Annotated in this window: 23 protein-coding genes and 1 pseudogene; 21 read left to right on the top strand and 3 right to left on the bottom strand. The window is 71.4% G+C overall.

All coding sequences use genetic code 11. The features are described from left to right. Positions 1 to 128: 128 nt before the first annotated feature. On the bottom strand, positions 129 to 1,616 hold the full coding sequence (locus ACE4Q9_RS09550) for a cytosine permease (protein WP_397983810.1): 1,488 nt from the start codon (positions 1,614 to 1,616) through the stop codon (positions 129 to 131). A 171-nt stretch (positions 1,617 to 1,787) separates the two neighbouring features. Here ACE4Q9_RS09550 and ftsY point away from each other — a divergent pair, with 171 nt between their 5' ends. Beyond that, positions 1,788 to 2,993 carry a signal recognition particle-docking protein FtsY gene (ftsY, locus tag ACE4Q9_RS09545; protein WP_397983809.1) on the top strand — a complete coding sequence of 402 codons (1,206 nt, stop codon included), beginning with the start codon at positions 1,788 to 1,790 and terminating at the stop codon, positions 2,991 to 2,993. Positions 2,994 to 3,174: 181 nt separating this feature from the next. On the opposite strand, the gene ACE4Q9_RS09540 is transcribed toward ftsY, so the two are convergent. Further along, entirely contained in the window at positions 3,175 to 3,837 is a 663-nt protein-coding gene (locus ACE4Q9_RS09540) for a bifunctional DNA primase/polymerase (RefSeq protein WP_397983808.1), read from the bottom strand. Positions 3,838 to 4,340: 503 nt separating this feature from the next. On the opposite strand from ACE4Q9_RS09540, the gene ACE4Q9_RS09535 reads away from it, so the two are divergent. From ACE4Q9_RS09535 to ftsH, 6 genes are all read left to right on the top strand, one after another. Next, entirely contained in the window at positions 4,341 to 5,816 is a 1,476-nt protein-coding gene (locus ACE4Q9_RS09535) for a hypothetical protein (RefSeq protein ID WP_397983807.1), read from the top strand. A gap of 272 nt (positions 5,817 to 6,088) precedes the next feature. Next, positions 6,089 to 7,465: an ammonium transporter gene (locus tag ACE4Q9_RS09530; RefSeq protein ID WP_397983806.1), complete on the top strand. Its 1,377-nt coding sequence runs from the start codon at positions 6,089 to 6,091 to the stop codon at positions 7,463 to 7,465. Further along, the gene (locus tag ACE4Q9_RS09525) at positions 7,462 to 7,800 is read left to right on the top strand and encodes a P-II family nitrogen regulator (RefSeq protein ID WP_397983805.1); all 339 of its coding nucleotides are present in this window, start codon (positions 7,462 to 7,464) and stop codon (positions 7,798 to 7,800) included. The genes ACE4Q9_RS09530 and ACE4Q9_RS09525 overlap by 4 nt, the downstream gene beginning before the upstream one ends. A gap of 67 nt (positions 7,801 to 7,867) precedes the next feature. Next, a complete protein-coding gene (locus ACE4Q9_RS09520; RefSeq protein WP_397983804.1) occupies positions 7,868 to 10,327 on the top strand; it encodes a [protein-PII] uridylyltransferase in 2,460 nt (819 codons plus the stop codon). A 99-nt stretch (positions 10,328 to 10,426) separates the two neighbouring features. Further along, entirely contained in the window at positions 10,427 to 11,980 is a 1,554-nt protein-coding gene (ffh, locus tag ACE4Q9_RS09515) for a signal recognition particle protein (RefSeq protein ID WP_397983803.1), read from the top strand. A gap of 141 nt (positions 11,981 to 12,121) precedes the next feature. After that, entirely contained in the window at positions 12,122 to 14,065 is a 1,944-nt protein-coding gene (gene ftsH / locus ACE4Q9_RS09510) for an ATP-dependent zinc metalloprotease FtsH (protein ID WP_397983802.1), read from the top strand. A 43-nt stretch (positions 14,066 to 14,108) separates the two neighbouring features. Here ftsH and ACE4Q9_RS09505 read toward each other — a convergent pair whose 3' ends face one another. Then, the gene (locus ACE4Q9_RS09505) at positions 14,109 to 14,948 is read right to left on the bottom strand and encodes a class I SAM-dependent methyltransferase (RefSeq protein WP_397983801.1); all 840 of its coding nucleotides are present in this window, start codon (positions 14,946 to 14,948) and stop codon (positions 14,109 to 14,111) included. A 526-nt stretch (positions 14,949 to 15,474) separates the two neighbouring features. Here ACE4Q9_RS09505 and ACE4Q9_RS09500 point away from each other — a divergent pair. The 14 genes and pseudogenes from ACE4Q9_RS09500 to ACE4Q9_RS09435 all read left to right on the top strand — a co-directional run. Further along, a complete protein-coding gene (locus ACE4Q9_RS09500; protein ID WP_397983800.1) occupies positions 15,475 to 16,071 on the top strand; it encodes a hypothetical protein in 597 nt (198 codons plus the stop codon). Positions 16,072 to 16,351: 280 nt separating this feature from the next. Then, positions 16,352 to 16,771 (top strand): 30S ribosomal protein S16, encoded by a 420-nt coding sequence (rpsP, locus tag ACE4Q9_RS09495; protein WP_145485580.1) that lies wholly within the window; start codon positions 16,352 to 16,354, stop codon positions 16,769 to 16,771. 5 nt (positions 16,772 to 16,776) lie between these two features. Then, positions 16,777 to 17,016, top strand: a complete 240-nt coding sequence (locus ACE4Q9_RS09490) for an RNA-binding protein (RefSeq protein WP_029385578.1) — start codon at positions 16,777 to 16,779, stop codon at positions 17,014 to 17,016. A gap of 158 nt (positions 17,017 to 17,174) precedes the next feature. Beyond that, positions 17,175 to 17,771 carry a ribosome maturation factor RimM gene (gene rimM, locus ACE4Q9_RS09485; RefSeq protein ID WP_397983799.1) on the top strand — a complete coding sequence of 199 codons (597 nt, stop codon included), beginning with the start codon at positions 17,175 to 17,177 and terminating at the stop codon, positions 17,769 to 17,771. After that, positions 17,771 to 18,604: a tRNA (guanosine(37)-N1)-methyltransferase TrmD gene (gene trmD, locus ACE4Q9_RS09480; protein WP_397983798.1), complete on the top strand. Its 834-nt coding sequence runs from the start codon at positions 17,771 to 17,773 to the stop codon at positions 18,602 to 18,604. Before rimM ends, trmD begins: the two co-directional genes overlap by 1 nt. Before the next feature lie 135 nt (positions 18,605 to 18,739). Beyond that, a complete protein-coding gene (gene rplS / locus ACE4Q9_RS09475; RefSeq protein ID WP_397983797.1) occupies positions 18,740 to 19,090 on the top strand; it encodes a 50S ribosomal protein L19 in 351 nt (116 codons plus the stop codon). Between the two features lie 45 nt (positions 19,091 to 19,135). Then, on the top strand, positions 19,136 to 19,834 hold the full coding sequence (gene lepB / locus ACE4Q9_RS09470) for a signal peptidase I (RefSeq protein ID WP_397983796.1): 699 nt from the start codon (positions 19,136 to 19,138) through the stop codon (positions 19,832 to 19,834). Continuing rightward, the gene (gene lepB / locus ACE4Q9_RS09465; protein ID WP_397983795.1) at positions 19,827 to 20,918 is read left to right on the top strand and encodes a signal peptidase I; all 1,092 of its coding nucleotides are present in this window, start codon (positions 19,827 to 19,829) and stop codon (positions 20,916 to 20,918) included. The genes lepB (ACE4Q9_RS09470) and lepB (ACE4Q9_RS09465) overlap by 8 nt, the downstream gene beginning before the upstream one ends. After that, a complete protein-coding gene (gene lepB, locus ACE4Q9_RS09460) occupies positions 20,806 to 21,813 on the top strand; it encodes a signal peptidase I (RefSeq protein ID WP_397983794.1) in 1,008 nt (335 codons plus the stop codon). The genes lepB (ACE4Q9_RS09465) and lepB (ACE4Q9_RS09460) overlap by 113 nt, the downstream gene beginning before the upstream one ends. A gap of 111 nt (positions 21,814 to 21,924) precedes the next feature. Beyond that, positions 21,925 to 22,707: a signal peptidase I gene (gene lepB, locus ACE4Q9_RS09455; RefSeq protein ID WP_397983793.1), complete on the top strand. Its 783-nt coding sequence runs from the start codon at positions 21,925 to 21,927 to the stop codon at positions 22,705 to 22,707. Next, positions 22,697 to 23,218 carry an NUDIX hydrolase gene (locus tag ACE4Q9_RS09450; protein ID WP_397983792.1) on the top strand — a complete coding sequence of 174 codons (522 nt, stop codon included), beginning with the start codon at positions 22,697 to 22,699 and terminating at the stop codon, positions 23,216 to 23,218. The genes lepB (ACE4Q9_RS09455) and ACE4Q9_RS09450 overlap by 11 nt, the downstream gene beginning before the upstream one ends. 56 nt (positions 23,219 to 23,274) lie before the next feature. Next, positions 23,275 to 23,583 carry a DUF2469 domain-containing protein gene (locus tag ACE4Q9_RS09445; RefSeq protein WP_014675276.1) on the top strand — a complete coding sequence of 103 codons (309 nt, stop codon included), beginning with the start codon at positions 23,275 to 23,277 and terminating at the stop codon, positions 23,581 to 23,583. 127 nt (positions 23,584 to 23,710) lie between these two features. Then, on the top strand, positions 23,711 to 24,073 hold the full coding sequence (locus ACE4Q9_RS09440; protein WP_397983791.1) for a YraN family protein: 363 nt from the start codon (positions 23,711 to 23,713) through the stop codon (positions 24,071 to 24,073). After that, positions 24,074 to 25,060: pseudogene (locus tag ACE4Q9_RS09435) on the top strand (YifB family Mg chelatase-like AAA ATPase); the annotation flags it as partial. It abuts the gene before it with no gap. Positions 25,061 to 25,081: the final 21 nt, after the last annotated feature.

Raw genomic sequence — 25,081 nt, 5'->3', positions numbered from 1 at the left:
GACATGCCAAAACCCCCTCCGACGCGAGGCGTCGGAGGGGGCAAGTGGCTGACATACCGTCAGGTGCCGGGCAGGGCAGTAGCGTTCCGCCCCGTACAAGAGCGGCCACTGAACCCGTCGAGCGCCGGTCAGACCGCGGCGGTCGCCTGCTCGCCGGTGGGGCTGGCGGCGGGGGCGGACCCGGCGGACCCGGCCGTCTCCGCGGCGTCCGCCGGAGCCTCGACGCCCGGCTTCGGCAGCACCATGTACAGCACGCCCGAGATCACGATCGTCGCGACCCAGCCGAGGCCGTACTGGCCGATGACGTTGTTCTTGGCCAGCGGACCGGTGAACCAGTCCGAGGTGGTGAACAGCAGGCCCGAGACCAGGCCGATCGCCCAGGCGGCCACGGCGGCGGGGGAGAAGCCGCCCTTGTACCAGTAGGCGCTGGTGCGCGTGGTGTCGGCCATGGCCCGGCCGTCGTACTCCGTGCGGCGCAGCATGTCCGCGCCGAACACGCCGACCCACGCGGAGAACGCGACCGCGAGCAAGGAGAGGAAGGCGATGAAGGAGCCCATGAAGCTCGTCGCCACCAGCATCAGCACGCCGCCGAAGACCAGCGAGATCACGGCGTTGACCGACACCGCCCAGTGCCGCGGCACCTTGAAGCCGAGGGTCTGTGCGGTGAAGCCCGCCGAGTACATCGACATCGAGTTGATCAGCAGCATGCCGACCAGCGCGATGAACAGGTACGGCACCGCGATCCACGTCGGCAGGATCTTGCCCAGGAAGGACACCGGGTCGGTGGCCGAGGCCAGGTCCGGAGTGGCGACCGCCATCACCGCGCCCATCAGGACCATCGGCAGTACGACCACCCCGGCGCCGCCGACCGCCGTACCCACGATCGCCTTGGAGGAGGCCGTGCGCGGCAGGTAGCGGGTGAAGTCCGGGGCCGTCGGGATCCAGCTGACGCCACCGGCCGCGATCATGCCGATGCCGGTGATCACCGCGGCCGTGGAACCGGCGCTGTGGTCCATCACCTTCGACCAGTCCGTCTTCACCGCCAGGTAGACCAGGACCAGCACCGAGAAGGCGCCGAAGAAGTAGGTGGCGTACTTGTTGCACTTCTGCACGGCGTTGATGCCGAGCCCGGAGATCGCGAAGGTCGCCACCACGAACACCAGCAGTGTCACCATGTCCAGGACGCTGTTCCCCTTGATCCCGAACAGGATGTCCAGGATGGAGAGCATGGCGTAGGCGCCGGTCACCGCGTTGATCGTCTCCCAGCCCCAGCGGGCCACCCAGATCAGCGAGCCCGGCAGCAGGTTGCCCCGCTGTCCGAACACCGCGCGGGACAGCGCCATGCCCGGCGCCCCGCCCCGCTTGCCGGCGATGCCGATCAGACCGACGAGGCCGTACGACACGACGGGCGCCGCCACGGCGACGACCAGCGCCTGCCAGATGTTCAGGTGGTACGCCACGACGAGGCTCGCGCCCATCGTCAGCAGCAGCACGCTGATGTTGGCGCCGACCCAGGTCGGGAACAGCTCACGGGTCCGGCCGGTCCGCTCGTGGTCCGGGACCTGCTCGATGCCGCGGGTCTCGAGAGCGCCTTCGGTCTCGACGGTTTTGCTCATGGGGAAAGGTGCCCTAGAGATGGGGAAAGGGGACGGTCGGACTCTACGCGCGTCAACGCAGCCCGGACCATCGTACTTTGCTCCGACTCCTCGCCAAACGTGGCGTTTGTCTCTCGGAGGATGCCACAAGCCCGGTCCCGGCGGAACCCATGGCCGATACTGGGACGCGTTATGGAAACCGTCATCCTTGCTGTAGTCATCGCCGTGGTCGTGCTCGGTGCGCTCGGCGGGCTGATCGTGGGCAGCCGACGCCGGAAGTCGCTGCCCCCGCCGCCCCCGAAGGCGCCCGACATCACCGCGCCCCCGGCCGAGCCGCATGTCGGCGAAGAGGCCGAGACGCCGCGCGACGAACCGCGCCGGACGATCGAGGAGGTGGATCTCCCGGGCGGCCCGCCGGTCGTCGTAGAGGAGCCTCCCGCACCCACCGTCGAGGCTCCCGAGATCGAGATCCCGGAGCCCACCGCGGGCCGGCTCGTCCGGCTCCGCACCCGCCTGTCCCGCTCCCAGAACGCCCTCGGCAAGGGCCTGCTCACGCTGCTCTCGCGCGAGCACCTGGACGACGACACCTGGGAGGAGATCGAGGACACCCTGCTCACCGCCGACGTCGGCGTGCAGCCCACCCAGGAGCTGGTCGAGGGCCTGCGCGAGCGCGTCAAGGTGCTCGGCACCCGAACCCCCGAGGAACTGCGCGGCCTGCTCCGCGAGGAGCTGCTCAAGCTGGTCGGCACCGATGTCGACCGCACCGTGAAGACCGAGCCCGCCGACCGCAAGCCCGGCATCGTCATGGTCGTCGGCGTCAACGGCACCGGCAAGACCACCACCACCGGCAAGCTCGCCCGCGTCCTGGTCGCCGACGGCCGCAGCGTGGTGCTCGGCGCCGCCGACACCTTCCGTGCCGCCGCCGCCGACCAGCTCCAGACCTGGGGCGAGCGGGTCGGCGCCTACACCGTGCGCGGTCCGGAGGGCGGCGACCCCGCCTCCGTGGCCTTCGACGCGGTGAAGGAGGGCAAGGAGATGGGGGTCGACGTCGTCCTCATCGACACCGCGGGCAGGCTGCACACCAAGACCGGTCTCATGGACGAGCTGGGCAAGGTCAAGCGGGTGGTCGAGAAGCACGCGCCGCTGGACGAGGTGCTGCTGGTCCTGGACGCCACCACCGGGCAGAACGGCCTGGTGCAGGCGCGGGTGTTCGCGGAGGTCGTGGACATCACCGGCATCGTGCTGACCAAGCTGGACGGCACCGCCAAGGGCGGCATCGTGGTCGCGGTCCAGCGCGAGCTGGGCGTGCCGGTCAAGCTGATCGGGCTCGGCGAGGGCGCGGACGACCTGGCGCCGTTCGAGCCGGAGGCGTTCGTGGACGCGCTGATCGGAGACTGAGGGGGTAAATTCACCCCCCTCGGCGTGAAGAAGTGCCCGCCCTCAAGGTGCAGTTGAGGACGGGCACTTCGCTCTTTCCGACCGCCGTCCGCGAGTGTCTTCCGGCCTTCTTCTGCCGGCGCCTTCCGGTCGTTCCCTCTTCAGGCGCTTTCCGGCCTCCGGCCGTCTTCCTGCCGCCGCCTCACGCCCGCGACCCCGACCGGTGCGCCACATACGCCAGCGTCCCCAGCAGCAGCCGGGCCGCCGGGGGACGGGTCGCGGAGTCCAGGGCGGGCGGGCGCAGCCAGCGCACCGGACCCCGGCCGCCCCGGTCGCTGGGCGGCGCGGTGATGTACGCGCCCGGCCCGAGCCCGCGCAGATCCAGGGCGCGCGGGTCGTCCCAGCCCATGCGGTACAGCAGCCGGGGCAGCTCGGCCGCAGCGCCGGTGGCCACGAAGAACTGGGCCCGGCCCTCGGGGGTCACGGCCACCGGACCCAGCGGCAGCCCCATCCGCTCCAGCCGGACCAGGGCGCGCCGGCCGGCCGGCTCGGAGACCTCCACCACGTCGAACGCGCGGCCCACCGGCAGCAGCACCGAGGCGCCGGGGAACTCCGCCCACGCCTTGGTCACCTCGTCCAGCGTGGCCCCGGCCGGCACCTCGGGCGCGAAGCCGAGCGGATGCGCACCCGGCTCGGGACACTCCGCGAAGCCGCAGGAGCAGGCGCCCGCCGCGGCCCGGGCACCCGGCACCACGTCCCAGCCCCAGAGCCCGGTGAACTCGGCGACGGTGGTGCACTCCGCCGGCCGGCCACGCCGACGCGTGCCGGAGCGGATCTCGCGAATGCCGCCGATCGTGAAGCCCATGCCCCCTCCAACGGGTCCAGCGCGCCGGTGGTTACGACACGGAACGAGACGGAAGCGGAACGTAACGCTACGGCTCCGCATGCCCCGGCCGTGACGGAACCGGGGCGGCGCTTTGAAGCATGTCGGGTGGCACGCCGGGATTCATGCGCCCCTTTGCGCATCACTCCGCCCGCTTCCGTTCGTCCTGTGTCAAGTGAATCGCGTGGGACGGACCGGGAGTTCATTCGAAGGGGTGGCGAATGGTGGCGTTTCTCTGATCCGCGTGGCCGGGCCGGTGATCACGGGGTTACTGTGAGTGTGCGAAATCCTCGGGGCACATGCGCCCGTGGGTATGCCGGGGGCAACCCGGAAGCGACTCGGCGGTAACCCGAAAAGGGCCCGAGAACGGCTCGGTATCGCGTTCGAAGGCTGGGAACCGGGGGACGCCGGGCCGTGTTTACCGGCATTCTGATAGGGCTTGGCGCACTCAGGCGGCAAGAGGTCTCAGGGATGGGGGCGTTCCAGTGGGCGGCAATGGCGGAAGCGGGACAAACGCTGACAAGCGCCCCAATGAGCTGCTCGGCTCGTGGTTCGTGCGCAGCGGCTGGTCCAAGGGCGAGCTGGCCCGCCAAGTGAACCGCAGGGCCCGCCAGTTGGGCGCCAACCACATCTCCACCGACACCTCCCGCGTGCGCCGCTGGCTGGACGGCGAGAACCCGCGCGAACCGATCCCGCGCATCCTCTCCGAGCTGTTCTCCGAGCGCTTCGGCTGCGTGGTCTCCATCGAGGACCTGGGCCTGCGCGCCGCCCGCCAGTCGACCGCCGCCTCCGGTGTGGACCTGCCCTGGACCGGCCCGCAGACCGTCGCCCAGCTCGGCGAGTTCTCCCGCAGCGACCTGATGCTCGCCCGGCGCGGCTTCCTCGGCACCTCCCTCGCGCTGTCCGCGGGCCCCTCCCTGATCGAGCCCATGCAGCGCTGGCTCGTGCCCACCCCCGGCACCCCGGCCGCGCCCGCCCCCGAGTCCCCCGCCGACTCCCGCCGGCCCGGCCGCCTGTCCAGGCCGGAGCTGGACCTGCTGGAGTCCACCACCCGGATGTTCCGCCAGTGGGACGCCCAGTGCGGCGGCGGTCTGCGCCGCAAGGCCGTCGTCGGCCAGCTGCACGAGGTCACCGACCTGCTCCAGGAACCCCAGCCCGAGGCCACCACCCGCAAGCTGTTCAAGGTCGCCGCCGAACTGGCCGAACTCGCCGGCTGGATGTCGTACGACGTCGGGCTCCAGCCCACCGCGCAGAAGTACTTCGTCCTCGCGCTGCACGCCGCCAAGGAGGCCGGGGACCGGCCGCTCGGCTCGTACATCCTCTCCAGCATGAGCCGCCAGATGATCCACCTCGGCCGGCCCGACGACGCCCTGGAGCTGATCCACCTCGCCCAGTACGGCAGCCGCGACTGTGCCGGGCCGCGCACCCAGGCCATGCTGTATGCGATGGAGGCCCGCGCCTACGCCAACATGGGCCAGCCCGGGCGGACCAATCGCGCGGTGCGGATGGCCGAGGACACCTTCGCCGAGGCACAGGAGTGGGACGAACCGGACCCCGACTGGATCCGGTTCTTCTCCGAGGCCGAGCTGTACGCGGAGAACTCCCACTCCTTCCGCGACCTCGCCTACCACGCGGGCCGCAGCCCCGCCTACGCCTCCCTCGCCGAGCCGCTGATGCGCCGCGCGGTGGACCTGTTCGCCAAGGACGGCGAGCACCAGCGGTCGTACGCCCTCAATCTGATCGGCATGGCCACCGTGCATCTGCTCCAGGGCGAGCCCGAGGCCGGCACCGAGTTCGCCTCGCGGGCGATGACCGTGGCCAAGAAGGTCCGCTCCGAGCGCGTGAACACCCGTATCCGAAAGACGGTCGGCACGGCCGTGCGGGACCACGGCGACCTCGCCGCCGTGGTCGACCTCGCCGAACAGCTCGCCGTCGACCTCCCCGAGTCCGAGGCCGTCTGACCCGGACCCCGCCCCGAAACCCCGGCCGCGGCCGGACCTCCCGAACCGCCCGACTCGGCTCCCCCAACGCCAGGTCATCGAGAGGCCCGCGCCGCGGCCGGTTCATGCACGCGTAACACACGGGTCGTCTTCGTCACCCCGGTGAAACAACGGGTGGCCTCCGTGGAAACGGTGCTCCGTCAGTCTCTGGCGCATAACCGGCCCCCACGCCACCCCACCGGACCGCTGAGGCACCGCCCGCACGGGGCGCCCAGACCGACGAGGAGACGCCGATGGCCCCAGCCATCATGCTTGCGGCGGACGCACCCAAACTGTCGTCCGCCAACACAGGCTTCATGCTCATTGCTTCCGCCCTGGTGCTGCTCATGACGCCGGGCCTGGCCTTCTTCTACGGAGGCATGGTCCGGGTCAAGAGCACCCTGAACATGCTGATGATGAGCTTCATCAGCATGGGCATCGTCACCATCCTGTGGGTGCTCTACGGCTTCTCGATGAGCTTCGGCACGGACCACGGCTCCCTGATCGGCTGGAGCTCCGGCTACGTCGGCTGGACCGGCATCGGCAAGACGGACCTGTGGCCCGGCTACACCATCCCGGTCTTCGTCTTCGCCGTCTTCCAGATGATGTTCGCGATCATCACACCGGCCCTGATCAGCGGCGCCCTCGCCGACCGGGTGAAATTCAGCGCCTGGGCCGTCTTCCTCGTGCTGTGGGCCACCCTGGTCTACTTCCCGGTCGCCCACTGGGTCTGGGGCGCCGGCGGCTGGGCCTACAAGCTGGGCGTGATCGACTTCGCCGGCGGTACGGCGGTCCACATCAACGCCGGCGCCGCGGGGCTCGGCGTCATCCTGGTCATCGGCAAGCGCGTCGGCTTCAAGAAGGACCCGATGCGCCCGCACAGCCTGCCCCTGGTCATGCTCGGTTCCGGTCTGCTGTGGTTCGGCTGGTTCGGCTTCAACGCCGGCTCCTGGCTCGGCAACGACGACGGCGTCGGCCCCCTGATGTTCGTCAACACCCAGATCGCCACCGCCGCCGCCATGCTCGCCTGGCTCGGCTACGAGAAGATCCGGCACGGCGCCTGCACCACCCTCGGCGCCGCCTCCGGCGCGGTGGCCGGCCTCGTCGCCATCACCCCCTCCGGCGGCGCCGTCACCCCGCTCGGCGCGATCGCCGTCGGCGCCATCGCCGGTGTCGCCTGCGCCGCGGCCGTCGGACTGAAGTTCCGCTTCGGCTACGACGACTCCCTCGACGTCGTCGGCGTCCACATGGTCGGCGGCATCATCGGCTCCCTCCTCATCGGCTTCTTCGCCAGCGGCACGGGCCAGTCCACCGCCACCGGCGTCTTCTACGGCGACCACTCCTTCACCCAGCTGTGGAAGCAGTGCGCCGGCGTCGGCGCCGTCCTCGCCTACTCCCTGATCGTCTCCGCGGTCCTCGCCTTCCTCCTCGACAAGACCATCGGGATGCGCGTCACCCAGGACGAGGAGGTCTCCGGCATCGACCGCGCCCAGCACGCCGAGAGCGCCTACGACTTCAGCGGCGCCGGCGGCGGCGTACTCGGCTCCGCCCTCTCCGCAGCCGCCGGCAAGCGGCCGGAGAATCAGGACGACAGCAAGAGCGGGAAGCAGACCAAGAAGGTGGACGCATGAAGCTCATCACGGCCGTCGTCAAGCCGTACCGGCTCGACGAGATCAAGGAAGCCCTTCAGTCCTTCGGCGTCCACGGACTGACGGTCACCGAGGCCAGCGGCTACGGCCGGCAGCGGGGCCACACCGAGGTCTACCGCGGCGCGGAGTACACCGTCGACCTGGTCCCCAAGATCCGCATCGAGGTCCTCACCGAGGACGACGACGCCGAGGAACTGATCGAGACCATCGTCAAGGCGGCCCGCACCGGCAAGATCGGCGACGGCAAGGTCTGGTCGGTCCCGGTCGAGACGGCCGTACGCGTCCGCACCGGGGAACGCGGCCCGGACGCCCTCTGACGCCTTCGACATCAGGCCTGGAAACCCAGGCCCAGCCCAGGAAACCGAACGGAACGGGAGTCGCCGGGTGACGGGAACGGATGAGCGGACAGCGGCCGAAGGCCCGGAACCCAGCGGCTACGCGGCGGCCCGGCTGCGTCTCCTCACCGAGGGGGCGCGGACCGGGCCGCCGCGCCGCGCCGCCCTCGCCGAACTGACCGACGGCTGGCTCGCCGCCCTCTTCACCGCCGCGGCGGGCCGGTCCCGGAGCATCTCGCTCGTCGCCGTCGGCGGCTACGGCCGCGGGGAGCTGTCCCCGCGCAGCGACCTCGACCTCCTGCTGCTGCACGACGGCTCCGACCCCGCCGCCGTCGCCGCCGTCGCCGACCGCCTCTGGTACCCCGTCTGGGACCTTGGCCTCGACCTCGACCACTCCGTCCGCACTCTCGCCGAGGCCCGCAGGACGGCCGGCGAGGACCTCAAGGTCCAGCTCGGCCTGCTGGACGCCCGCCATCTCGCCGGCGACCTCGGCCTGACCGCCGGACTGCGCACCGCCGTCCTCGCCGACTGGCGCAACCAGGCCCCCAAACGGCTGCCCGAGCTGAAGGAGCTGTGCGACGAACGCGCTGACCGCCAGGGCGAGTTGCGGTTCCTCCTGGAACCCGACCTCAAGGAGGCCCGCGGCGGCCTGCGCGACGCCACCGCGCTGCGCGCCGTCGCCGCCTCCTGGCTCGCCGACGCCCCCCGCGAGGGCCTGTCCGAGGCCCGCCGCACCCTGCTCGACGTCCGCGACGCCCTCCATCTGAGCACCGGCCGCGCCACCGACCGGCTCGCCCTCCAGGAACAGGACCAGGTAGCGGCCGAACTGGGCCTGCTCGACGCCGACGCCCTGCTCCGGCAGGTCTACGAGGCGGCCCGCGTCATCTCCTACGCCGGTGACGTCACCTGGCGCGAGGTGGGGCGCGTGCTGCGCTCACGCGCCGTACGGCCGCGCCTGCGCGCCATGCTGGGCGGCGGGAAACAGGTGGCCGAGCGATCCCCGCTGGCCGAGGGCGTGGTCGAACAGGACGGCGAGGTGGTCCTCGCCCGCGCCGCCCGCCCCGAACGCGACCCGGTGCTCCCGCTGCGCGCCGCGGCCGCCGCCGCCCAGGCCGGCCTCCCGGTCTCCCGGTACGCCGTACGCCGCCTGGCCGCGACCGCCCGCCCGCTGCCCACTCCCTGGCCCGCCGAGGCCCGCGAACAACTGGTCACCCTGCTCGGCTCCGGCCGCCCCACCGTCGAGGTGTGGGAGGCGCTGGAGGCCGAGGGGCTGATCAGCAGGCTCCTCCCGGACTGGGAACGGGTCCGCTGCCGCCCCCAGCGCAACGCCGTCCACATCTGGACCGTCGACCGCCACCTGATCGAGACCGCCGTCCGCGCCGCCGCCCTCACCCGGCACGTCCACCGCCCCGACCTGCTCCTCGTCGCCGCGCTCCTGCACGACATCGGCAAGGGCTGGCCCGGCGATCACTCGGTGGCCGGCGAGATCATCGCCAAGGACGTGGCCACCCGCATCGGCTTCGACCCCGAGGACGCCGCCGTCCTGTCCACGCTGGTCCGCCACCATCTCCTGCTGATCGACACGGCCACCCGCCGCGACCTGGACGACCCCGCCACCGTCCGCTCCGTCGCCGACGCCGTCGGCACCCAGGGCACCCTGGAACTCCTGCACGCCCTCACCGAGGCCGACGCCCTCGCCACCGGCCCCGCCGCCTGGTCCACCTGGCGCGGCTCCCTCGTCGCCGACCTGGTCCGCCGCGTCGGCGCGCTGCTGGCCGGCGACGTCCCGGACGAACCCGCGCCCACCCCGCCCACCGCCGAACAGGAACGCCTGGCCGTCGAGGCGTTCCGTACCGGCGGCCCGGTCCTCGCCGTGCGCGCCCGCAGCGAGCCGGTGCCCGCCGACGAACCGCCCGGCGCGCCCGAGCCCCTCGGCGTCGAGCTGCTCATCGCCGTTCCCGACCAGAGCGCCGTGCTGCCCGCCGTCGCCGGGGTCCTCGCCATGCACCGGCTCACCGTGCGCACCGCCGAGCTGCGCACCCTGCGGCTGCCGCGGGGCGTGCACGACGGCGACGGCCCGGTGCTGCTGCTCGACTGGCGGGTCGCCGCCGAGTACGGCTCCCTGCCCGAGGCCACCCGGCTCCGCGCCGACCTGGTGCGCGCCCTGGACGGCTCCCTCGACATCGCCGGCCGTCTCGCCGAGCGCGACGCCGCCTACCCGAGGCGCCGGGGCCTGCTCGCCCCGCCGCCGCGCGTGACGGTCGCCCCCGCCGCCTCCCACCACGCCACCGTGATCGAGGTCCGCGCCCAGGACGCCCCCGGCCTGCTGCACCGCATCGGCACCGCCCTGGAGAAGGCGGGCGTCCGGGTCCGCAGCATGCACGTCTCGACACTCGGCGCCAACGCGGTCGACGCCTTCTACGTGACGACGGGCACGGGCGAGCCCCTGCCGGAACAGGACGCGGCCTCGGTGGCGAGGGCACTGGAGGAGACGCTGCGGACACCGTGACGCGCACCGGGAATGCGACGGGCGGGGACTGATGCCCTGCCGGGCCGGATACCCTGGAGGGCAGCCCAGATCCCTCCGACCCCGAGGACCGACGCCACCGTGTTCGATACCCTCTCCGACCGCCTCAGCGCGACTTTCAAAAACCTCCGCGGCAAGGGCCGGTTGTCCGAGGCGGACATCGACGCCACGGCACGCGAGATCCGCATCGCGCTCCTCGAAGCGGACGTGGCCCTTCCGGTCGTCCGCACGTTCATCAAGAACGTCAAGGAACGTGCCCTCGGCGCCGAGGTCTCCAAGGCGCTGAACCCCGCCCAGCAGATCGTGAAGATCGTCAACGACGAGCTGGTGACCATCCTCGGTGGCGAGACCCGGCGCCTGCGCTTCGCCAAGCAGCCGCCCACCGTGATCATGCTCGCGGGTCTCCAGGGTGCCGGTAAGACCACCCTCGCGGGCAAGCTCGGCCGCTGGCTGAAGGAGCAGGGTCACTCCCCGCTGCTGGTCGCCTGCGACCTCCAGCGCCCCAACGCGGTCAACCAGCTCAGCGTCGTCGCCGAGCGCGCGGGCGTCGCCGTGTACGCGCCGGAGCCGGGCAACGGCGTCGGCGACCCGGTCAAGGTCGCCAAGGACTCCATCGAGTTCGCGAAGTCCAAGGTCCACGACATCGTGATCGTGGACACCGCCGGCCGTCTGGGCATCGACCAGGAGATGATGCAGCAGGCCGCGGACATCCGCGACGCGGTCTCCCCGGACGAGATCCTCTTCGTCGTCGATGCGATGATCGGCCAGGACGCCGTCAACACGGCCGAGGCGTTCCGCGACGGCGTCGGCTTCGACGGCGTGGTCCTCTCCAAGCTCGACGGCGACGCCCGCGGTGGTGCCGCGCTGTCCATCCGGCAGATCACCGGCAAGCCGATCATGTTCGCGTCGAACGGCGAGAAGCTGGACGACTTCGACGCGTTCCACCCGGACCGGATGGCCTCCCGCATCCTCGACATGGGTGACCTGCTCACCCTGATCGAGCAGGCGGAGAAGACCTTCAGCCAGGAAGAGGCCGCCAAGATGGCCTCCAAGCTGGCGTCCAAGAAGGGCCAGGACTTCACCCTGGACGACTTCCTGTCCCAGATGGAACAGGTCAGGAAGATGGGCTCGATCAGCAAGCTGCTCGGCATGCTGCCCGGCATGGGCCAGATCAAGGACCAGATCCAGAACATCGACGAGCGCGACGTCGACCGCACCGCCGCGATCATCAAGTCGATGACCCCGGCCGAGCGCCAGGACCCGACGATCATCAACGGCTCCCGCCGCGCCCGTATCGCCAAGGGATCCGGCGTCGAGGTCAGCGCCGTGAAGGGCCTGGTCGAGCGGTTCTTCGAGGCCCGCAAGATGATGTCCCGGATGGCCCAGGGCGGCGGGATGCCGGGCATGCCGGGGATTCCGGGCATGGGCGGCGGCCCCGGCCGGCAGAAGAAGCAGCAGAAGAAGGCCAAGGGCAAGCAGCGCTCCGGCAACCCGATGAAGCGCAGGCAGCAGGAGCTGGAGGAGGCCCAGCGCCGCGAGGCCGCGGCGGCCCAGGCCGGCAACGCCTTCCAGCTGCCCCAGCAGGGCTCCGAGGAGTTCGAGCTGCCGGACGAGTTCAAGAAGTTCATGGGCTGACGGTCGTACGACATGGTCGTATGACATGACGACCGCCGTCTGATGGACATGACGGCTGTACGACGCTGAAGGGCGCCCCCTGTTTCCGGGGGGCGCCCTTCAGCATGTGCCGTGCGCCGGTATCTGTCTTAACGTCCCTATATGAGCAACGCGCCGCCCCCGCGCAAGGACCCGGAGCAGCCGTGGCGCGCCGAGGGCACCCCCGACGGGCCCCGGCGCTCCGGTGGGGGAGGGCTGCGGGGCGGGAAGTGGTGGGGGCTCCTCGTCACCGCGGTGATCGTCTTCCTGCTGGCCTATTTCGGCCTGAACTACCTCGGCCAGGCCAATCAGCCGACGATCTCCTACACCGAGTTCAGCCGGCAGGTCTCCGAGGGCAATGTCGCCACGATCTACTCCAAGGGCGACGCCATCCAGGGCCAGTTGAAGACCGCCCGGAACAACCCCGAGGGCGGCGGCCGGTACACCCGGTTCAAGACGCAGCGCCCCGCCTTCGCGGACGACCGGTTGTGGCAGAACCTGAGCAGTCATGGCGTCACGGTGACCGCCCGGCCGGTGGTGCAGGAGCGCAGCTTCGTCTCCAATCTGCTGCTCTCCCTGATCCCGATCCTGGTCCTGGTCGCGGTGTGGGTCTTCTTCGCCCGGCGGCTCGGCGGCGCGCTGCCCGGCGCGGGCGGTCTGTTCGGGCGCCGGGCACCGCCCAAGCCGGTGGGGCCCGAGCCGGACGCGCGGCGCACGACGTTCGCGGACGTGGCCGGGATCGACGAGGTCAAGGGCGAGCTGGACGACGTGGTGGACTTCCTGGAGCACCCGGACGCCTACCGCAGGATGGGCGCCAAGCTGCCTCGGGGCGTGCTGCTCGCGGGCCCGCCCGGCACCGGGAAGACACTGCTCGCGCGGGCGGTGGCGGGCGAGGCCGGGGTGCCGTTCTTCTCCGCCTCGGCGTCGGAGTTCATCGAGATGATCGTCGGTGTCGGCGCGTCGCGGGTGCGCGAGCTGTTCGCGGAGGCCCGCAAGGTGGCGCCGTCGATCATCTTCATCGACGAGATCGACACCATCGGCCGGGCGCGCAGCGGCAGTACGGCCATGAGCGGGCACGACGAGCGGGAGCAGACGCTCAACCAGATCCTCACCGAGATGGACGGCTTCTCGGGCTCGGAGGGCGTGATCGTCATCGCGGCGACCAACCGCGCCGACATCCTGGACCCGGCGCTGACCCGCCCCGGCCGCTTCGACCGGGTGGTCACGGTGGCCCCGCCGGACCGTGCCGGCCGTGAGGCGATCCTGCGCATCCACACGCGGGACGTGCCGCTGGAGCCGGACGTGGACCTGGCCCGGCTGGCGCGCGCGACCCCCGGTATGACGGGCGCGGACCTCGCCAATCTGGCCAACGAGGCGGCGCTGCTCGCGGTCAAACGGAAGCAGGACCGGGTGACCGGCGCGAATCTCTCCGAGGCGCTGGAGAAGGTCCAGCTGGGTGCCGAGCGGACCCTGGTGATGCCGGAGGAGGACCGGCGGCGTACGGCGTACCACGAGAGCGGCCACGCGCTGCTCGGCATGCTCCAGCCGGGCGCGGACCCCGTTCGCAAGATCACCATCGTGCCGCGCGGCCGGGCGCTCGGGGTGACGATGTCCACGCCCGAGGTGGAGCGCTACGCCCATTCGGAGGAGTACCTGCGCGGTCGGATCATCGGTGCGCTGGGTGGCATGGCCGCGGAGGAGGTCGTCTACGGCGTGGTCACCACGGGCGCGGAGAGCGACCTCGAACAGGTGACGAACATCGCCCGCGCGATGGTGGCCCGCTGGGGCATGAGCGAGCGGGTCGGCCGGCTGTCCGCGCTGCCGAGCGACGCCCAGCAGGCGTACGGGCTCGCGGCGGCGCCGGGCACGCTCGATGTGATCGACACCGAGATGCGGCGGATCGTGGACGACTGCTACGAGGAGGCGCTGCGCAAACTCCAGGACCACCGCGGCCAGCTGGACGCGCTGGCGCGGGCGCTGCTGGAGCACGAGACGCTGGAGGAGGCGGACGCGTACCGCATCGCCGGGATCACCCGGCTGGCCAAGGACCCCGAGGAGGCACGGTGAGCCGGGTCCACCGGCTCCGCCGGGCCTGTCGGGTTCACCGGGTTCAGGGGACGCGCGCGATCAGATAGCGGAAGACGTTGGGCATCCAGACCGTGCCGTCCGCGCGGCGGTACGGGTGCAGGGCCTCCGTCAGCTCCTTGTCGACCTGCTTGGCGTCGGTCGCCGCGATCGCCGCGTCGAACAGACCGGTCGACAGCAGTCCGCGCACCGCGCTGTCCGGGTCGGCGTATCCGAACGGGCAGGAGACCCGCCCGGAGCCGTCCGGGCGCAGCCCCGCCCGCTGGGCGGCCTCCTCCAGGTCGTCCCGCCGGGCCGGGCGCCAGCCACCGGTACTGCGCAAAGGATCAGCCAGTTTCGCCGCGACGCGGAGCACGCTGGAGGTGGTGCAACGTTCCTGCGGACCCCAGCCGGCGAGCACCACGGCGGTACCGGGGGCGGTGCGGGGGAGGACCTGTGCGAGCAGGGCCGCGAACTCCTGAGGATCGCCGGAGGGGCAGCGGATCGGGTCGAGTGCGGTGATCAGGTCGTACGATCCGGCGGTTCCGGTGTCCGCGGGGGAGCCGTGGCCGAGTTCCGCGCGCGGGGCGCCGCCGTCCGGTGGGCGCAGCCGCTCGCGGGCGAGGGCGAGCAGTTCGGGGGAGGGATCGGTGCCGGTGACGGCGGCGCCGCGGGCGGCCGCCAGGAGAAGGGCGAGGCCGGAGCCGCAGCGCAGGCCGAACAGACGGGTGTCCGGGCCCACGTCGAGCCGTTCGTACACGGCCTCGTGGAGCGGGACGAGCATCCGTTCCTGGATCTCGGCCCAGTCGCGCGCGCGTGCCTCCGCTTCCTCGTGGGCTGTGGGTTCCACGTGCGGCGGATACCGCCGTACGAGCGAAGCTGTCATGGATAAGCGCCCCCATCCGCCGACGGTTCGCCGCTGCGTCCGGTTGTGTGGCCCCCGTGCCCGCCGCCCTCGCGACGACTCACGTATGCCAGGTAACCCCCGCCTCGCGGTGCCGTCCAGGGGTCGAGGGCGCCTGCTTGGCCGCGGTGGGCCGGTGTGGCGAGAATTCACATCCCGGCAACCCCGCTGTGCTTACGGTGATCACACCGGAGGACGGGCCGGTGCCGGGCGGTGCGGTCGCGCACGGTAACGTCGCGACCGTCGCGGCGCCGACCGAAGACGAGGCCGGAATCCGAGAGCGGCCGAATCGCCTCTTGCGCCGCCACGGGCCACCGTCGTGACAGGGCCTACTGGGCGAATCGTAGTGCCACCTACGCACCGGCTTGTGATGAGCTGTGAGGCTTCCTCCGCACATCGGCGCACGCGCCCTCGTCAGGACGCATCAGTGCCAACTGACGGGTACGTGCAAATTATTTGGGATGCCCCGGAATAGGAACACAGCGTGCCCCCCGCTCGTTGTCATTACGTGAGCACGACACAGACACCACCTGTTCTCGCCGCAGAGCTGGCACAGGCGTGGGCCGACATTCAGCGGTACCACCCCGATCTGCCGGATCTCGCCGCGCCAGAGTCCCTGATCGGAGAGTCGTCCTCCGCCTGCGGACACGAACTCTCCTTCGAACGGCTGCTCCATGAGGCAGTCCACGGCATCGCCGCCGCGCGCGGGGTCCGCGACACCTCCCGTGCCGGCCGCTACCACAACCGACGGTTCCTCTCGATCGCCGAGGAGCTGGGCCTGGACCACCCCGAGGAACCGCATCCCAGCAGCGGCTTCTCCCTGGTCACGCTCAACCCCGAGGCGAAGCGGCGCTACCGCCCGACCATCGAGCGCCTCCAGCGCGCCCTCAAGGCGCACTCGGCGGCCACCACGGAGGACACCTCCCGCACCTTCCGGGGTCCCGCCGCCCGCCATGGCTCCTCCGGCGGCGGTGTCCGCGTCAAGGCCGTCTGCGAGTGCGGTCGCAACGTCCGTGTGGTCCCCTCCGTCCTCGCCCAGGCACCCATCGTCTGCGGCGGCTGCGGCAAACCCTTCCGCATCCCGGAAATGTCAGGCGCCGCCTGACCCTCCACCCCGGCATCTCGTGGGTGCCGGACCCCACACCACGACCCCGCACCGCGCCCGTCGGCACCCCAGGCCAGCGGGCGCGGGCTGCGATGCCGCGGGACGCGCACCCCGGCCCGGAGGGGTCCGCCGGGTATGGCAGAATGGATGGCTGTACTCGACAGCCGCACAGGACCCCTCTCTCCTCCGGCTGACGCGTCCGTCGGGCACACGGGTACCGCAACCCCACGCGGCAACGCGCCGTGCCCCACCCACGTCAAAACCAGGAGATTCCACTCCCGTGGCAGTCAAGATCAAGCTGAAGCGTCTGGGCAAGATCCGTTCGCCTCACTACCGCATCGTCGTCGCCGACTCCCGTACCCGCCGTGACGGCCGGGCCATCGAGGAGATCGGCAAGTACCACCCGACCTACAACCCGTCGGTCATCGAGGTGGACGCCGACCGCGTGGCGTACTGGCTCGGCGTCGGCGCCCAGCCGACCGAGCCGGTCCTCGCCATCCTGAAGAAGACCGGCGACTGGCAGAAGTTCAAGGGCGAGCCGGCTCCCGCGCCGCTGCTCGTCGCCGAGCCCAAGCCGGCCCGTCCGTCGTTCGACGCCCTCGGTGGCGACGACGACGCCAAGGGTGAGGCCATCACCCAGAAGAAGAAGGCTGAGAAGAAGGACGAGGCCGCGGCTGAGTCCGAGTCGACCGAGGCCTGAGCAGCATGCTCGAAGAGGCGCTTGAGCACCTCGTGAAGGGCATCGTCGACAACCCTGACGATGTGCAGGTCGCCTCGCGCAACCTGCGCCGCGGGCGCGTGCTCGAGGTCCGGGTCCACCCCGACGACCTCGGCAAGGTGATCGGTCGCAACGGTCGCACCGCGCGCGCTCTGCGTACCGTCGTGGGCGCCATCGGCGGTCGCGGTGTCCGCGTCGACCTGGTCGACGTGGACAACGTCCGCTGACGCTTCATCGCAACCGGCTCGGGCCGGGGAGGGCCACTGGGCCGTCCCCGGCCCGCAGTCGTATCCGCAGCAGTCGTACAACGCGGTCGTACGACGCAGCCGTACAGCGCGGTCGTACGAGCAGGACATGCGCAGCAGATGACAGGAGAATTGGAACGGTGCAGCTGGTAGTCGCACGGGTCGGCCGTGCCCATGGCATCAAGGGCGAGGTCACCGTCGAGGTACGTACGGACGAGCCGGAGCTGAGGCTGGCCCCCGGCGCCGTCCTCGCCACGGATCCCGCGTCGGCGGGGCCGCTGACCATCGAGACGGGCCGCGTCCACAGCGGCCGGCTGCTGCTGCGCTTCGCGGGCGTCACCGACCGGACCGGCGCCGAGGCCCTGCGCAACACCCTGCTGATCGCCGACGTGGACCCGGAGGAGCTGCCGGAGGGCGAGGACGAGTACTACGACCATCAGCTCATGGACCTGGACGTGGTCACCGAGGACGGCGTGGAGGTCGGCCGGATCACCGAGATCTCGCACCTGCCCTCGCAGGACCTGTTCATCGTGGAGCGCCCGGACGGCACCGAGGTCATGATCCCCTTCGTGGAGGAGATCGTCGCCGAGATCGACCTGGAGGAGCAGAAGGCCGTCATCACGCCCCCGCCCGGCCTGATCGACGACCGCGCCGAGATCGCCTCCAGCCGCGAGCCGGAGGAAGACCGGTCTTCGGAAGGCCGGCCGACGGAAGACCAGCCGGGGGAAGACGCGTAATGCGCCTGGATGTCGTCACCATCTTCCCCGAGTACCTGGACCCCCTGAACGTCTCGCTCGTCGGCAAGGCCCGGCACCGCGGACAGCTGGCCGTGCACGTCCACGACCTGCGCGCATGGACGTACGACCGGCACAACACGGTCGACGACACGCCGTACGGCGGCGGCCCCGGCATGGTCATGAAGACCGAGCCCTGGGGCGACGCCCTCGACACCGTCCTCGCCGACGGCTACGAGACCGGCGCCCACGGCCCCGCGCTGCTCGTCCCCACCCCGAGCGGCCGGCCCTTCACCCAGGAACTCGCCGTGGAACTCTCCGAGCGGCCCTGGCTGATCTTCACACCGGCCCGCTACGAGGGCATCGACCGGCGTGTCTTCGACGAGTACGCCACCCGGATGCCCGTCTACGAGGTCTCCATCGGGGATTACGTCCTCGCCGGCGGCGAAGCGGCCGTCCTCGTCATCACCGAGGCCGTCGCCCGGCTGCTGCCCGGCGTCCTCGGCAACGCCGAGTCCCACCGCGACGACTCCTTCGCGCCCGGCGCCATGGCAAACCTCCTGGAAGGCCCCGTCTACACCAAGCCGCCCGCCTGGCGCGGCCGGGACATCCCGGACGTGCTGCTCAGCGGCCACCACGGCAAGATCGCCCGCTGGCGCCGCGACGAGGCCCTGCGCCGTACGACCCTCAACCGGCCCGATCTGATCGAGCGCTGCGACCCGAAGGCCTTCGACAAGAAGGACCGCGAAATGCTGTCCATCCTGGGCTGGGAACCGGACCCGGACGGTCACTCGTCCGGCCGATTTTGGCGCCGGGCCACCGGCATGGAAGAATAGGCCGCTGCTGTGCGCCCGTCCGGTGTGCGCCCCTGCCACAGGGGGACAAGACGCCCGACCCGACACGCGCGGCACCAACCTGTACCTCTTCAGTCCCGTTGATGACCTGTGGCATCAGCGAAGAAAGCAGACGAAATGTCTCACCTGCTCGACACCGTCGACTCCGCGTCGCTGCGCACCGACCTCCCGGCCTTCCGTCCGGGTGACACGGTCAACGTCCACGTGCGCGTCATCGAGGGCAACCGCTCCCGTGTGCAGCAGTTCAAGGGCGTCGTGATCCGCCGCCAGGGCTCCGGTGTCCGCGAGACCTTCACGGTCCGCAAGGTCTCGTTCTCCGTCGGCGTCGAGCGCACCTTCCCGGTGCACACCCCGATCGTCGAGAAGATCGAGCTGGTCACCCGTGGTGACGTGCGCCGCGCCAAGCTCTACTACCTCCGTGAGCTGCGCGGCAAGGCCGCGAAGATCAAGGAGAAGCGCGAGAACTGAGCGCCTCCCCGGAGTCACAGCGGGGCCGGATAACATCTCGCCCCGATGGACACCGAAGCACAGCCGACGAAGCGCGACCGCACCTCCCGTCCGGATTCCCCGGACCCGGAGGAGCGGTCGCGTTTCGCGTTGCCGGCCCGGATCGCCGAATGGCTGCCGGGCGGCCGCGTCACCCTCACCCTCTTCGCCTGCCTGGTGTTCCTGCTCCTGCTGAGCACCTTCGTGGTGCAGCCCTTCCAGATCCCGAGCGGGTCCATGGAGCAGGGACTGCGGATCGGCGACCGCGTCCTCGTGAACAAGCTGACCTACCGCTTCGGCGCCGGACCCGCCCGCGGGGACGTGATTGTGTTCGACGGAAGCGGGTATTTCGGGGACGGCGACTACATCAAGCGGGTCGTCGGGGTGGGCGGGGACCATGTGGTCTGCTGCGACAAGCGGGGGAGGATCGACGTGAACGGCCGCGCGGTCGACGAATCGGCGTTCCTCTACCCCGGGGACAGCCCCTCCAGCGTGCCGTTCAACATCGTGGTGCCGCCGGGCACCCTGTTCGTCCTCGGTGACCACCGCAGCGACTCCAGCGACTCCCGCGACCACCTCGGCTCGCCGGGCGGCGGCATGATCCCGGTCGGCCGCGTCATCGGCCGGGCCGACTGGATCGTCTGGCCGTACCGCCACTGGACCCATCTGACCCGGCCGTCCGCCTACGCGCGTGTGCCGGCGGCGACGGGCGGCGCCCATGGGTAACCGCGGCAAGCCGCGCGCGAGCTCCGGTCCGGCCGGCTCAGGGCCGGCCACCGCCGCCTCCCGGCGCAGCTCCGCGCCCGGCGGCGGCCGCACCCGCGCGGAACGGCGGAAACTCCAGCGCAAGGTCAAGCGCAAGCGCAGACGTTCAGCCGTCCGGGAGATCCCCCTTCTGGTGGGAGTCGCGGTGCTGATCGCGCTGGTACTGAAGACCTTCCTCGTCCAGGCCTTCGTGATCCCGTCCGGCTCCATGGAGCAGACGATCCGGGTCGGCGACCGCGTCCTGGTCGACAAGCTGACGCCGTGGTTCGGCTCCCAGCCCGAGCGCGGGGACGTCGTCGTCTTCCGTGACCCGGGCGGCTGGCTGGCGGGCGAGGAGGCCGCCCAGAAGCCGGACCCGGTCGTCGTCAAACAGCTCAAGGAGGGCCTCAGCTTCATCGGGCTGCTGCCGTCCTCCAATGAGAAGGACCTGATCAAGCGGGTCATCGGGGTCGGCGGCGACCATGTGAAGTGCTGCGACGCGCAAGGGCGGATCACCGTCAACGGCGTTCCGCTGTCCGAGAAGGACTACCTCTATCCGGGCAACGACCCGTCTGACATCCGCTTCGACGTCACCGTCCCGAAGGGCCGGCTGTGGGTGATGGGCGACCACCGGGGCGAGTCCGCGGACTCCCGCTACCACCGCAACTCCCCGTACGGCGGAACGGTGTCGGTGAAATCGGTGGTCGGACGGGCCATGTGGATCGGCTGGCCGATCGGCCACTGGACGCGCCTGGAGGAACCTAAAACCTTTGCAAGCGTTGCCCGTGCCGGGACGAGGGCGGCTGCCGCTCCGCCCCCGTCGCATAGGGTTGACCATGAGAATCCGAACGGAATGACCCGACTCCCGACCCCTGCGGAACTCCCGCTCGTTATGGGAGTGGTGGGCCTGCGCCGTCTGTGGCGCGGGCGGCGGCACGGAGTAAGGAGTTGGAGTGGGGGATGTGGCGGTTGGCGCACGGTCGGGTCACGACGGCGAGGAGCACCGCGGGAACCCCGCGGAGGCGGACGACTCAGGTACGGACGGCGCCATGACCACCGGGAATGAAGCGGCGGGCGACGACGGCGCACCGCGCGACGGACAGGGCTCCAGGAGCGCGGGCGCGGGCGATGCCCCGCCGCCGCCCAGGAAGCCGCGCTCCTTCTGGAAGGAGCTGCCGATCCTGGTCGTGATCGCGCTGGTCCTGGCGCTGCTGATCAAGACCTTCCTGGTCCAGGCGTTCTCGATCCCCTCCGCCTCGATGGAGAACACCCTCCAGATCGGCGACCGCGTCCTGGTCGACAAGCTCACCCCGTGGTTCGGCTCCAAGCCCGAGCGCGGCGAGGTCGTCGTCTTCCACGACCCGGACGACTGGCTGGCGGGCGAGCCCGCGCCGAACCCGAACGCGGTGCAGAAGGTCCTCAGCTGGGTCGGTCTGATGCCCTCCGCGAATGAGAAGGACCTGATCAAGCGCGTGATCGGCGTCGGCGGCGACACCGTCGAGTGCAAGGGCACCGGCCCCCTGCTGGTCAACGGCAAGGCGCTGAACGAGCCGTATGTCTACCCCGGCAACACCCCGTGCAGCCAGGACGACCAGGGCGGCCAGTTCAAGGTGAAGGTCCCCAAGGGCTACCTGTGGGTGATGGGCGACCACCGGCAGAACTCGCGGGACTCGCGCTACAACCAGACCGACAAGAACCACGGCTTCGTCCCCGTCGACAAGGTCGTCGGCCGCGCCATCGTCAAGGCCTGGCCCATCAGCCACTGGGGCACCCTGCCCGTCCCGGACACCTTCGACCAGCCCGGTCTGGGCAACCAGCAGTCCTCCTCCGCCGCGTCCCTGACGGTCGCCCCCGAGGGCGTCGCCGTCGCGGCCGTCGCCCCCGTCGTGGTGTGGCGGCGCAGGCGCGCGGACCGGCTGCGCTCGGACGCCCTGCCGAAGTCCTCGGCCGGACAGCGCTGAGCGCCCCGCCCACGCTTCCCCGGACCGCGTGTGAAGCTCCGGGAAAGCTGTGCCCCAGGTACTGGAAGAGGGGCTGACCACGCTCGGTACCGACAGGTAGGGTGCGGGTCCATGGGTGGTGAGAGTGCGACGCGTACGGCCCCGCGCAGCGGCGGCAACGGCACGGCGGCGGCCGGCGGCCGGCTCGGTCAGCGGCTGTCCGGGGTGGCCGTGGCCCTGGGCCTGGTGCTGTTCCTCGGCGGCTTCGGCTGGGCGGCCGTGAGCTATCGGCCGTACACCGTGCCCACCAGCTCCATGACCCCCACCATCGACGCGGGCGACCGGGTGCTCGCCCAGCGCGTGGACGGCGACGAGGTGCGCCGCGGCGATGTGGTCGTCTTCCGCGACAGCAGCTGGGTCACCGGCTCCGACGTGGTCAAGCGCGTGGTCGCGGTCGGCGGCGACACCGTCTCCTGCTGCACGGACGGCAAGCTGACCGTCGACGGCAAGCAGATCGAGGAGCCGTACCTGCCCGAGGGGACCGCGGCCGAGAACCAGAACTTCCCGACCGTGACCGTGCCCAAGGGCCGGCTGTTTCTGCTCGGCGACGAACGCCAGGGCTCCCTGGACTCCACCGCCCACCTCACGGACGCCGCCAAGGGCACCGTCTCCCGCACCGCCGTGATCGCCCGCGTGGACGCCGTCGTCTTCCCCTGGAAGGGCGGGCTGAAGCGCCCCACCGGGTTCGAGGCGCTGGGCGCCCTGTCGCGGCCGGGACCGCTTTCCACGATCGAGCTGCTGATCGTGGCCGGCGCCGTCCTCGTCCTCGGCGGCGGCGCCTACGGCCCGATCGCCAAGCGGGCCGGCCGCTCCCGCGCCCGTACGGCCCGCGCGGAGGCGGCCGGTGTCCGCTGAGCCCGGGTGCGAGCAGCCGCCGTACGAAGGGGGCCTGCGCAAGGTGGCCCGCGTGGTGCTGCTCGACCCCGCGGACCGCATCCTGCTGCTGCACGGCCATGAGCCCGACGACCCCGCCGACGACTGGTGGTTCACCCCCGGCGGCGGCGTGGAGGGCGCCGAGACCCGCGCCCAGGCGGCGCTGCGGGAACTCGCCGAGGAGACCGGCATCACCGAGGTCGACCTCGGCCCGGTGCTGTGGCGGCGCCGCTGCTCCTTCCCGTTCGCGGGCCGCCGCTGGGACCAGGACGAGTGGTACTACCTGGCCCGTACGACCCAGACCGCGACGGCGCCGGCCGGCCTGACGGAGCTGGAGCGGCGCAGTGTCGCCGGAGCGCGCTGGTGGACGTGCCGGGAACTGAGCCGGGCACATGAGACGGTGTATCCGACCAGACTCGCCGAGCTGCTGCGCACGCTGCTCGACGAGGGTCCCCCGGCCGGCCCCCTGACCCTCGACACGGAAATCGTCTGAGAGCCAGGGGAACTGGCGCACAATGGGGGGATCGCACGGCTGAAGGGGAACATGCCATGAGCGCCGAGGACCTCGAGAAGTACGAGACCGAGATGGAGCTGAAGCTCTACCGGGAGTACCGAGATGTCGTCGGTCTGTTCAAATACGTGATCGAGACGGAACGGCGCTTCTACCTCACCAACGACTACGAGATGCAGGTGCACTCGGTCCAGGGAGAGGTGTTCTTCGAGGTGACGATGGCCGACGCCTGGGTCTGGGACATGTACCGGCCGGCCCGGTTCGTCAAGCAGGTCCGGGTGCTCACGTTCAAGGACGTGAACATCGAGGAGCTGAACAAGAGCGACCTGGAACTGCCGGGCGGCTGATGACCTGCGCGTTTGCGCTCGGTTACGCCGTCCGGGTGACAGGGTTTTCCACAACCACCCGGCAGCCCACCAAGATCCACTTTCCTCGGGTGGATGCGTGACGGTTGGCGCCGGAGGTGGTGCCGACATGAACGCACGAGAAGCGATCGGCAGGTACGGAGAGGACCTGGCCGCCCGGCGGCTGGCCGAGGGCGGGATGACGATCCTGGCGCGCAACTGGCGCGCCGGGCGCAGCGGCGAGATCGACATCGTGGCCAGGGACGGCGAGGTCTTGGTCGTCTGCGAGGTCAAGACCCGCGCGGGCGGCCGTTACGAACATCCCATGGCCGCGGTGACCCCGGAAAAGGCCACCCGGCTGCGCGACCTCGCGGAACGCTGGATCCACGCCCACGGCGGCGCCCCACCGGGCGGCGTCCGCATCGACCTGGTCGGTGTCCTCGTCCCCGGCCGCGGCGCCCCGCGGGTCGAGCACGCGCGGGGGGTGGCCTGAATGGCATTCGCCCGCACCTGCTCCGTCGCCCTGGTCGGCGTCGAGGGCGTGGTCGTCGAGGTCCAAGCCGACCTCGAACCCGGCGTCGCCGCCTTCACCCTGGTCGGCCTCCCGGACAAGAGCCTGACGGAGAGCAGGGACAGGGTGCGCGCGGCGGTGGTGAATTCCGGCGCCGAGTGGCCGCAGAAGAAGCTCACCGTCGGGCTCAGCCCCGCCTCGGTGCCGAAGGCCGGCTCCGGGTTCGACCTGGCCGTGGCCTGCGCGGTCCTCGGCGCCGCCGAACGCATCGACCCACGCGTGCTCGCCGACATCGTCATGATCGGCGAGCTGGGCCTGGACGGCCGGGTGCGCCCCGTGCGCGGCATCCTGCCCGCCGTGCTGGCCGCCGCCGACGCGGGCTACGAGCAGGTGGTCGTGCCCGAGTGCGCCGCCGCGGAGGCCGCGCTGGTCCCCGGCGTGTCGGTGCTCGGCGTCCGCAGCCTGCGCCAGCTCATCGCGGTGCTGGCCGAGGAACCCGTGCCCGAGGAGGAGGCCGACGAACAGGGCCGCCCGGACCCGCTGCTGGCCGGGCTGCGGGTGCCGGGCACCGGCGCCGCCACCGGCATGCGCAGCCTCGGCGCGGCCCAGCACGAATCCGATCCCGACCTGGCCGATGTCGTCGGCCAGACCTCGGCCCGCACGGCCGTGGAGGTGGCCGCCGCCGGCGGGCACCACCTGTTCCTGGAGGGACCGCCGGGCGCCGGCAAGACGATGCTGGCCGAACGCCTGCCCGCCGTACTGCCGAGGCTCACCAGGGAGGAGTCGCTGGAGGTCACGGCGGTGCACTCGGTGGCGGGGCTGCTGCCACCGGGCAAGCCGCTCATCGACATCGCGCCCTACTGCGCCCCGCACCACTCGGCGACGATGCAGTCACTCGTGGGCGGTGGGCCCGGCATCGCGCGTCCGGGGGCGGTGTCCCTCGCCCATCGCGGTGTGCTGTTCCTGGACTTTAGCGAGCACCGACTCAGC

Origin of the sequence: Streptomyces sp. AM6-12 (genome assembly GCF_044327085.1) — a bacterium.
Classification (GTDB): domain Bacteria; phylum Actinomycetota; class Actinomycetes; order Streptomycetales; family Streptomycetaceae; genus Streptomyces.
Note: the sequence above shows the minus strand (reverse complement) of the source record. Positions and strands in the feature narration are given on the sequence as shown.

Coding starts and splice junctions, on each gene's coding strand:
- ftsY (WP_397983809.1), top strand. CDS start 1,788: ATGGAAACCGTCATCCTTGCTGTAGTCATCGCCGTGGTCGTGCTCGGT.
- lepB (WP_397983793.1), top strand. CDS start 21,925: ATGGGTGGTGAGAGTGCGACGCGTACGGCCCCGCGCAGCGGCGGCAAC.
- ftsH (WP_397983802.1), top strand. CDS start 12,122: ATGAGCAACGCGCCGCCCCCGCGCAAGGACCCGGAGCAGCCGTGGCGC.
- ACE4Q9_RS09530 (WP_397983806.1), top strand. CDS start 6,089: ATGGCCCCAGCCATCATGCTTGCGGCGGACGCACCCAAACTGTCGTCC.
- ACE4Q9_RS09550 (WP_397983810.1), bottom strand. CDS start 1,616: ATGAGCAAAACCGTCGAGACCGAAGGCGCTCTCGAGACCCGCGGCATC.
- trmD (WP_397983798.1), top strand. CDS start 17,771: ATGCGCCTGGATGTCGTCACCATCTTCCCCGAGTACCTGGACCCCCTG.
- ACE4Q9_RS09490 (WP_029385578.1), top strand. CDS start 16,777: ATGCTCGAAGAGGCGCTTGAGCACCTCGTGAAGGGCATCGTCGACAAC.
- ACE4Q9_RS09525 (WP_397983805.1), top strand. CDS start 7,462: ATGAAGCTCATCACGGCCGTCGTCAAGCCGTACCGGCTCGACGAGATC.
- ACE4Q9_RS09505 (WP_397983801.1), bottom strand. CDS start 14,948: ATGACAGCTTCGCTCGTACGGCGGTATCCGCCGCACGTGGAACCCACA.
- ACE4Q9_RS09445 (WP_014675276.1), top strand. CDS start 23,275: ATGAGCGCCGAGGACCTCGAGAAGTACGAGACCGAGATGGAGCTGAAG.
- ACE4Q9_RS09440 (WP_397983791.1), top strand. CDS start 23,711: ATGAACGCACGAGAAGCGATCGGCAGGTACGGAGAGGACCTGGCCGCC.
- lepB (WP_397983795.1), top strand. CDS start 19,827: ATGGGTAACCGCGGCAAGCCGCGCGCGAGCTCCGGTCCGGCCGGCTCA.
- rplS (WP_397983797.1), top strand. CDS start 18,740: ATGTCTCACCTGCTCGACACCGTCGACTCCGCGTCGCTGCGCACCGAC.
- lepB (WP_397983796.1), top strand. CDS start 19,136: ATGGACACCGAAGCACAGCCGACGAAGCGCGACCGCACCTCCCGTCCG.
- ACE4Q9_RS09540 (WP_397983808.1), bottom strand. CDS start 3,837: ATGGGCTTCACGATCGGCGGCATTCGCGAGATCCGCTCCGGCACGCGT.